The following is an 8,437-nucleotide window of genomic DNA, read 5'->3' as shown; positions in this document are numbered from 1 at the left end:
CAGGACCGTGAAACAACTTTGCGCCGATGATAGTGCTGCAACCAGTGTGAAAGTAGGTTATCGTCAGGCTTGTTATTCGCAGTAGAGAAAAACCCCGCCAGCCATGGCGGGGTTTTTTTTCGTCTGGTACTTTTGGCTGGCATTGCCCGATCCCGCCTACAATGATGGTATGCGCATTCTGATCATTGAAGACAACCCCGATATTCTCGCAAATCTCTACGTCTACCTGGAAGCCAAGGGCCATGTGCTCGATTCGGCCATGAATGGTTATGCGGGCCTGGCCTTGCTGGCCCAGCATGAGTACGATGTGATCGTGCTCGATGTCATGCTGCCTGGTTTGACGGGCCTGGAACTGTGCCAGAAATTGCGCGGCGAATTGCGCAATAGCACGCCAGTGCTGATGTTGACGGCGCGCGATACCCTGCAAGACAAGGTCGCCGGTTTTGACAGCGGCGCCGATGACTATCTTATCAAGCCATTCTCGCTGCTGGAACTGGAAATCCGCCTGAAAGCCTTGCTGCGCCGCGCGCGCGGGCAAACGACGGCCACTGCCGTGCTGGCGGTGGGCGAACTGCGTTTCGATATGGAAAAATTCGAAGTCCGGCGCGCCGGCCAGGCATTGACCTTGACCAAGACGGGCTACATCATCTTGAAATGCCTGATGAGTGAAGCACCCAAGCTGGTGCCGCGCGAGATGCTCGAGCATGAAGTCTGGGGAGATGACCGTCCCGACAGCGACGCCCTGCGCACGCACATCCATGCGCTGCGGCAGGCGCTCGACAAACCCTATGCTTTTCCCATGCTGCGCACGATTCCCGGCATCGGCTATAAATTACTGACTAGCGATGCGCCCGTTTAAATCGCTGAAGCGGCGCATCATCGTCGCCTATCTGCTGTTTGCCGTGGTGGCGAGCGTCTTTTTTGCCATGATCGCGGCCATCGCCGTCGAAGGCATCGAGGTGCGCCTGGTCGATGCGCGCCTGAAAGAGGTGGCGGCCTGGGCTTCGCCCAGGCATGCGGCCGGTTTGCCTGTCGAGATGCCGGCCGGCTTGAGTTTTCATCATGCCGAAGACACGCCGTTGCCCTTGCGTGGCCTGGCACCCGGCATGCACGAAAAAACCGTCGACGGCGTCGATCTGCACGTGCTGGTCGGCAGCGATGTGCATGGCGCATTCGTCGTCATCGATCATGCCACGGAATATGAAAAGATCGAGCTGGTGGTGTACAGCATGTTCGCCCTCGGTTTTATCGGTTTCCTGATTTGTGCTTCGTTGCTGGGCGCCTTCATCGCCAACCGTCTGATCACGCCGATCATGTCGCTGACGCAGGCCGTCAAGGTGGGCCAAACGGCCTTGCCGCTGCAGGACAGCGCCGATGAATTGGGCATACTGGCGCGCGCTTTTGCTGCGCGTACGGCGGAGTTGACCGAAGTTCTCGACCGCGAGCGCTTTTTTACGGGCGATGTCAGTCATGAACTGCGCACGCCGCTGACCGTGATCACGGGGGCGGCGGAAATCCTCATGGAGCAGGGCGCCGATGCGCCGCTGGTGCGCTCCGCTTCAGAACGCATCTACCGGGCTGCGCGTGAAGCGACCGATTCCGTGACGGTGCTGCTGCGCCTGGCGCGCGCGCCTGAATTGCTGGAATGCGCGTCGCTGTCCGTGGCGGAACTGGCGCGGCAGGAATGCCTGCGCTTCCAATCGCATACGGCCGGCAAGCCGCTTAGCCTCGTGTTTGCGGGCGGCGAAGATTTCCTGGTCAATGCCCCCCGTGAATTGCTGGCGGCCGCCATTGGCAACCTGGTGCGCAACGCCTGCCAGTACACCTTGCAGGGAGAGGTGATCGTGCGCCTGGCCGGGTGCGCGCTGATCGTCGAGGATACGGGCCCAGGCTTGCCCGAAGCGGCACGCGCGCGCCTGCTGCATCAACCGATACCAGCCAATCTGGGCGGCTCGTCCGGTACAGGGCTGGGCCTGGGCCTGGTTCAACGCATCTGCCTGTATCTGGGCGCGGACCTGGCATTCAGTGTCCGTCCCGCCGGCGGCAGCGTGCTGCGCATTGATTTCATTTAAGCCTGCTTTTTGCGTGCACTTCACGAAAACTTAACGCCTTGTTGACGCGCAATTCATGCCGGTACTTGTAAGGTGAGGCTGGAAGCCCGTTTTGCCCCGTCCCTGTTGTGAACGGCGGACGGCGTCATGTTCTCTTCATATTGACACGGTACGATGACTTCCATGGTTGCAGCCCTGTGCGGCCAGTCCCTTTCATCTCATCAAGTAATGTGTGCACCCATGTTGTCCAAGCTTAAACTCGTCAAAACTCCCAAAGGCATCGATAGCGTCCTGATGCTGTCGGCCATGCTGATACTCTGGATCGGCAATTACAGCAACCTCGACCTCATCATCGCCGATAGCATGTTCGACGGTGCGCGTGGGCAATTTATTGGTGCCGGCAGCGCGCTGGCGGGCGGTTTTCAGTTTGGCATGACCTTGCTTGGCGCCGCCGTAATCGGCCTGGCCATCTGGGACACTTTGCGTCCGCTGGCCTGGCTTGCATCGCGCCGCGGCACCTTGCGCGTCGTGGCCCTGTCGGCCGTCTTGGTGCCGCTAAGCATCTATTTCCTCTCTTCCTTCAGCGATGTGCCTTGTCCCACGGATTTGCTGCGCTATGGCGGGATGGAACCGTATGCGCGTCTGCTGGAAACCTTGCCAGCCAGTGCATCTGGCATGGCCTGCCTGCCCGCTACCCAGGCGAATACTGCCTGGTGGATGCTGGCTTTGCCACTGTTCTGCCTGCCTGGGCGGCCACGCACGGCGCTGCTGCTCGCCGGTGTCATGTTGCTGTGCGGTTTGACGGCAGGCTGGCAGCAACAGTTGCAAGGTACGCAATTTTTTACGCACACCTTGTGGTCGGCGTGGATCGCTTCTTTCCTGATTTATCTCCTGCATAACTTGCTCCGGACCGAGGATGCGTTGGCCTGAAACACAAAAGTACGTCACAATCTGCCTGTCGAGTTGTCGTTTCATACAAAAACAGGAGCACCATGAACGAGCAGATTGCGAGAGAAGTGGTATTGGTCCGGGCTATCGAGACGGCTGACCAGAAAAAAGAAGTCCTTAGCGAGGACGACCGCATGTATGCCAGCCGCAGCGCGCGTGAGCTTGCGCAGTGGCAAGCTTCGGGCAAGCAGGCCGAAGTCACGGGTGACGATTTCCTGCAGCAGCGTTCCGAGCTGATCATCAAGCGCATCACCGAGCGTACGCCGGCCTTCGCTGCCTTCGCGAAGCGTCGCAACGGCATGAAGACCGTGGCGCTGATCCTGCCATTGCTGGCCCTGCTGCTGGGTGCCGGGCTGGACCGCATCACCGATCCGCACCGCGTCGATCTGCTGTCGGCGCCCCTGCTGCTGATCATCGCCTGGAACGTGCTGGTGTATCTGGGCTTGCTGATCTGGCTCTGCATCCCATCGCATTCGCTTGGCTGGCCGAAAGCGGGGCTGGTGCGCCACCTGAGCGTGGGCCGCCTGGCCTTGCCCCGCAAGCTGCCGCACGCGCTGTCTTCAGGCTTGCTCAGTTTCATGGGGGAATGGGCGCACCTGAGCGCCAAACTGACGGCCGCACGCCTGAGCCGTACCATCCACCTGAGCGCCGCCATGTTTGCCATCGGCGCCGTTGCCTCGCTGTATGCGCGCGGCTTCCTGTCGCAATACGCGGCCGGCTGGGAAAGCACCTTCCTGAATGTGGGCCAGGTGCACAGTCTGCTTTCCACCCTGTTTGCGCCGGCTATTGCACTGTTTCACTTGCAAGGCTTTTCGCTGGCGGAAATCGAAGCGCTGCGTTTCCCGCAAACAACAACCGTGGAAGGCGGCGCGCGCTGGGTGCATTTATATGCGGCAACGATCTTCCTGCTGGTCGTCGTCCCCCGCCTGATCCTGGCCTTGCTCAACAACTGGCGCGCCGCGTGCCTGGCCAAGCACTTCCCGCTGGATCTCGATCAGCCATATTTCCGCAAGCTTAATGAAAGCATCGGCGTGGCCACGGGCGGCATGCTGCGCGTCTTGCCCTACAGCTTTACGGTCGATGAGGCGCGCCACAAGGGCCTGGGCCAGCTGTCCATCATGCTGTTTGGCGAGCAAGGACGCATGATGTTGCGTCCATCGACGTCGTATGGCGAAGAACCGCAGGACGTCTTGCGCGGCACGGACCTGAATGATCCGCAAGTCAATATCACGGCCGTGCTGTTCAACCTGACGGCGACGCCGGAAAAGGAAAATCACGGCGCCTTCCTCGATTACCTGGTGCAATCGTCGGCGCGCGGCATCGCCGTCCTGATCGACGAATCCAGCTACCTGGAGCACGCGGGCGAGCAGGCGGATAATGCCGTCCGTTTGGCGGAAAGAGTCGCCTTATGGCAGCAGTTCTGCCAGTTCCATAAAACCCCCGCCACCGTGGTCAATTTGCTCAATCCTGCCTTGCACCCGCTCGATGCCGGTGTCGGCTTGAAAGTATCGGCTGCAGCATGAGTATGAATGTGAATAAAGATGTGCAGGACGATGCGGTGCAGATTCAGTTTGCGCTGATTTCGCATACGAATAATGGCAAGACGACCCTGGCGCGCACCCTGGTGGGCGTGGACATCGGCGAAGTGCGCGACGCCGCCCACGTGACCGTGTTTGCGGAATCGCATACCTTGCTGGCCACGCCGCAGGGCGATGCCTTGCAATTATGGGATACGCCAGGCTTTGGCGATTCCGTGCGCCTGCTCAAGCGCCTGGGACAATCGGGCAATCCCATCGGCTGGTTCCTGCGCGAAGTGCTGGACCGTTACCGCGATCGTCCGTTCTGGCTCAGCCAGCAAGCGCTGCGCACGGCCAAGGACGCGGCTGACGTGGTGTTGTATTTGGTGAATTCCTCGGAAAATCCCAGGGACGCGGGCTACCTACCGGCGGAAATGAAAATCCTCGAGTGGCTGGGCAAACCCGTGGTGGTCTTGCTCAACCAGATGGGGCCGCCAAGACCGGGCAATGAGGAACACGGCGAGCAGGCGCGCTGGCGCGAACATTTGCAGCAGTATCCGATCGTGCGCGACGTCCTGGCGCTCGATGCCTTTGCCCGCTGCTGGGTGCATGAACGCGTGTTTTACGAAGCCGTGGGCAAGTTGCTGCCGCAGTCGCAGCAAGCTGGCTATGCGCGCTTGTTTGCTACCTGGCAAGCGCAAAATACGGCACGCTTCCAGCAGGCCATGCATCTGCTGGCCACGCAGCTGGCTGCGGCAGGCCAGGATCGAGAAGCCATCGAGTCCGCTTCCAAGGGCTTGCTGAAATCGGCCTTGCAGGTGGTGGGTATCGGCAAGAATGCAGAGCAACAACGTCAGGAAAAGGCGATGGCCAGCCTGGTGACGCGGCTCAATACGCGCAGCAGTGACACCACGCGTGAACTGTTGATCTTGCACAAACTCGATCCGACCGATGCGCATAAGATCAATGCACGGGTACGCGATAATTTTGCCGTGCGCGCGCCGATTGACAAGGCGCAAGCGGGGCTGTTGGGTGCCATGATTTCCGGCGCCGCGACGGGCTTGTCGGCCGACCTGATTTCCGGCGGCCTGACCTTGGGCACGGGGGCGCTGCTGGGCGGCGTGGTCGGTGCACTGACGTTTGCAGGGGCTGCCTGGGGTTTTAATTCCGGCACGGAGCGCAATGAGCCCACCATGCAATTTACGGACGCCTTCCTGCGTACCTTGGTCGTTGCGGGCGTGCTGCGTTATCTGGCGGTGGCGCACTTTGGCCGTGGCCGCGGCAATTTCGTCGAAGGCGAAGCGCCGGCGTTCTGGCAGGATGAAGTCGAGCAAGCGGTAGCGCGCCATGACACGGCTTTGGCGGAGTTGTGGAAAGAGGTGCGCCGGGAAAAATCGCCGGAGCAAGCCGCGGAGCGCGTCCTTCCCGTGATGGCCGCCATCACTTCCGATACCCTTGCGCGTCTGTATCCCGACGTGGCGCACCTGGTCTAACTCATCAGGCGCGGGCTTGCAGCCACTGTTGCAGGAATTGCACGCAGGCCCTGACCTTGGCCGAGTTCGACAACCGCGAGGTGGTCACCGCCCATACATCGGCAGCCTGTTGATACGCGGGCAGAATGCGCACCAGCTTGCCTTGCGCCAGGCTGCTTTCCACATCCCATGCCGAACGCAAGATGATGCCGTGGCCATCCAGTGCCCATTGATGGACGATCTCGCCATTGTTGGCCGAAAGCGCCCCATCGACTTTCACGGTTTCCGGCCCGTGCGGCCCTTGCAGTTTCCAGCGCCGCCCATCCTGGTCGCGCTCGCGGATGACGATGCAGTCATGCTCGCGCAGTTGCGCCAGGCTGTTCGGCGTTCCGCGTTGCTCCAGATAGGCGGGCGCGGCACATAGCACGCGCTGGTTGCTGGCAATGCGGTGGGCGATCAGGTCCGGCTCGTGTACCACGCCGATGCGAATGTCGAGGTCGAAACCTTCGCCCAGCAGGTCAACGGGGCGGTCAAGCAATTCCAGCTGTATTTTCAGGTCTGGGTATTGCCGTGCCAGCTGAGATAGGGCGGGACCAAGCCGGTTGCGCCCGAAACCGGAACTGGAGCAAATGCGCAGCACGCCCTGCGGCTGCAGTTTCGACTGCGTTACCGCTTCCCCCATCTGCTCGACATCTTCCAGAATGCGCTGCGCCCATTGCCGCACGATCTCGCCGTGATCGGTGACACTGACCCGGCGCGTGGTCCGGTGCAGCAGCCGTACTTGCAGCGCGGCCTCCAGCATGCCGATGCGCTTGCTGACGACGGCCTTGGAAATACCCAGTTCCAGCGCCGTGGCGGCGAAGCTGGTTTTATGGGCGACCTGGCAAAACAGGCGTAAATCTTCCAGCAGCGGTGTATTTTTCATCGATTGACCACGAAATGTGAATGCTAGGGTTATGCGTTCCCTGATTGTATTCTGAGATGGGACCAGTATCATCGACGCATCGATTTCGCATCCATCTATATCCAGGAGAATCCCATACCAGCACACAGAATCGCAGTCATCGCCGGCGACGGCATAGGCAATGAAGTCATGCCGGAAGGGCTGCGTGTGGTCGAGGCCGCCGCGCGCCGCTTCAATATCGACTTGCAGTTCACGACAATGGCATGGGCAAATTGCGATTATTACCTGGAGCATGGCCAGATGATGCCCCCGGACTGGTTTGCCCAGCTCAAGGATTTCGACGCCATCTATTTTGGTGCCGTCGGCTGGCCGGACAAGGTGCCCGACCATATTTCCTTATGGGGTTCGCTGTTGAAATTCCGGCGCGAGTTCGATGAATACGTCAACTTGCGGCCCGTGCGGCTGATGCCGGGCGTGCCGTGTCCGCTGGCGAATAAAAAGCCGGGCGATATCGACTTTTATGTAGTGCGTGAAAACACGGAAGGAGAATATTCGTCCGTGGGCGGCCGCATGTTCGAAGGCACCGAGCGCGAAACGGTGCTGCAGGAATCCGTTTTTACGCGCAAGGGCGTTGATCGCATCCTGAAGTATGCGTTTGAGCTGGCCCAAAGCCGGCCTAAAAAACACCTGACATCGGCGACCAAGTCGAATGGCATCGCGATCAGCATGCCATTCTGGGATGAGCGGGTGGAAGCGATGGGCCCCAGCTTTCCCGACGTGCGCTGGGACAAATATCACATCGACATCCTGGCGGCCCGTTTCGTGCTCAGTCCCGAACGCTTCGACGTGGTGGTGGCGTCGAATCTGTTTGGCGACATCCTGTCCGACCTGGGCCCCGCCTGCACGGGCACGATCGCCATCGCGCCGTCGGCCAATATCAATCCGGAGCGCACATTTCCCTCGGTATTTGAGCCCGTGCATGGTTCCGCTCCCGATATCTATGGCCAGAATATTGCCAACCCTATCGGCATGATCTGGTCGGGCGCCATGATGCTCGACTTCCTCGGCAATGGCGACGCCCGTTACACGGCCGCGCATGATGCGATTGTGCGCGCCATCGAACAGGTGCTCGAGCATGGGCCACGTACGCCGGACATGGGCGGCAGCGCCAGTACGACCGAGGTGGGCATGGCGGTTGCTGAATTGTTGAAATAAAGCTTGCCGCCCGTGGGGCGCTTTGCTATAGTTCGCCTCCCCAATGAGACGCAGTCAAATGCGGCACTTGAGGATCACCGGAAACGGCGATGCAGTAAAAGTTTTTAAGCGCAATGCGCTGAAAAACGGGGTTGACGGATTTGGCGAAATGCTTCATACTCTTCCTTCTTCGCAGATGACAAACACAACGCTTTGTCGATAGCGCGAAAGCAGTAACCGAATACAGTTCTTTAACAATTAACAGTCGATAAGTGTGGGCATTTGATGTAAGTGCAGCGCTGCGTAAGCAGCGTAATACTTAAAATATCAAATGTTCACAAGAAATAATGA

At 59.8% G+C, this 8,437-nt stretch carries 7 protein-coding genes; 6 read left to right on the top strand and 1 reads right to left on the bottom strand.

The window, feature by feature from the left end; genetic code table 11:
• The first annotated feature begins 169 nt into the window (after window positions 1-169).
• The 5 genes from GCN74_RS27675 (at window position 170) to GCN74_RS27655 (ending at window position 6,009) form a co-directional block, all read left to right on the top strand.
• Window positions 170-859 carry a response regulator transcription factor gene (locus GCN74_RS27675; protein WP_152259633.1) on the top strand — a complete coding sequence of 230 codons (690 nt, stop codon included), beginning with the start codon at window positions 170-172 and terminating at the stop codon, window positions 857-859.
• Window positions 846-2,072, top strand: coding sequence for a sensor histidine kinase (locus GCN74_RS27670; protein WP_152259632.1), 1,227 nt, complete (start codon window positions 846-848; stop codon window positions 2,070-2,072). The genes GCN74_RS27675 and GCN74_RS27670 overlap by 14 nt, the downstream gene beginning before the upstream one ends.
• 162 nt (window positions 2,073-2,234) lie before the next feature.
• Window positions 2,235-2,981, top strand: a complete 747-nt coding sequence (locus GCN74_RS27665) for an acid phosphatase (protein ID WP_152259631.1) — start codon at window positions 2,235-2,237, stop codon at window positions 2,979-2,981.
• 62 nt (window positions 2,982-3,043) lie between these two features.
• On the top strand, window positions 3,044-4,522 hold the full coding sequence (locus GCN74_RS27660; RefSeq protein ID WP_152259630.1) for a DUF2868 domain-containing protein: 1,479 nt from the start codon (window positions 3,044-3,046) through the stop codon (window positions 4,520-4,522).
• Window positions 4,523-4,524: 2 nt separating this feature from the next.
• A complete protein-coding gene (locus tag GCN74_RS27655) occupies window positions 4,525-6,009 on the top strand; it encodes a DUF3482 domain-containing protein (protein WP_152259629.1) in 1,485 nt (494 codons plus the stop codon).
• A gap of 4 nt (window positions 6,010-6,013) precedes the next feature.
• On the opposite strand, the gene GCN74_RS27650 is transcribed toward GCN74_RS27655, so the two are convergent.
• The gene (locus GCN74_RS27650; protein ID WP_152259628.1) at window positions 6,014-6,913 is read right to left on the bottom strand and encodes a LysR family transcriptional regulator; all 900 of its coding nucleotides are present in this window, start codon (window positions 6,911-6,913) and stop codon (window positions 6,014-6,016) included.
• A 114-nt stretch (window positions 6,914-7,027) separates the two neighbouring features.
• On the opposite strand from GCN74_RS27650, the gene GCN74_RS27645 reads away from it, so the two are divergent.
• Window positions 7,028-8,107: a tartrate dehydrogenase gene (locus tag GCN74_RS27645; protein WP_152259627.1), complete on the top strand. Its 1,080-nt coding sequence runs from the start codon at window positions 7,028-7,030 to the stop codon at window positions 8,105-8,107.
• Window positions 8,108-8,437: the final 330 nt, after the last annotated feature.

Source organism: Janthinobacterium sp. FT14W (genome assembly GCF_009208755.1).
GTDB classification, from domain to species: Bacteria; Pseudomonadota; Gammaproteobacteria; order Burkholderiales; family Burkholderiaceae_D; genus Janthinobacterium; species Janthinobacterium violaceinigrum.
The sequence above is the reverse complement of the archived record's forward strand: the minus strand, read 5'-3'. Positions and strand labels throughout refer to the sequence as shown.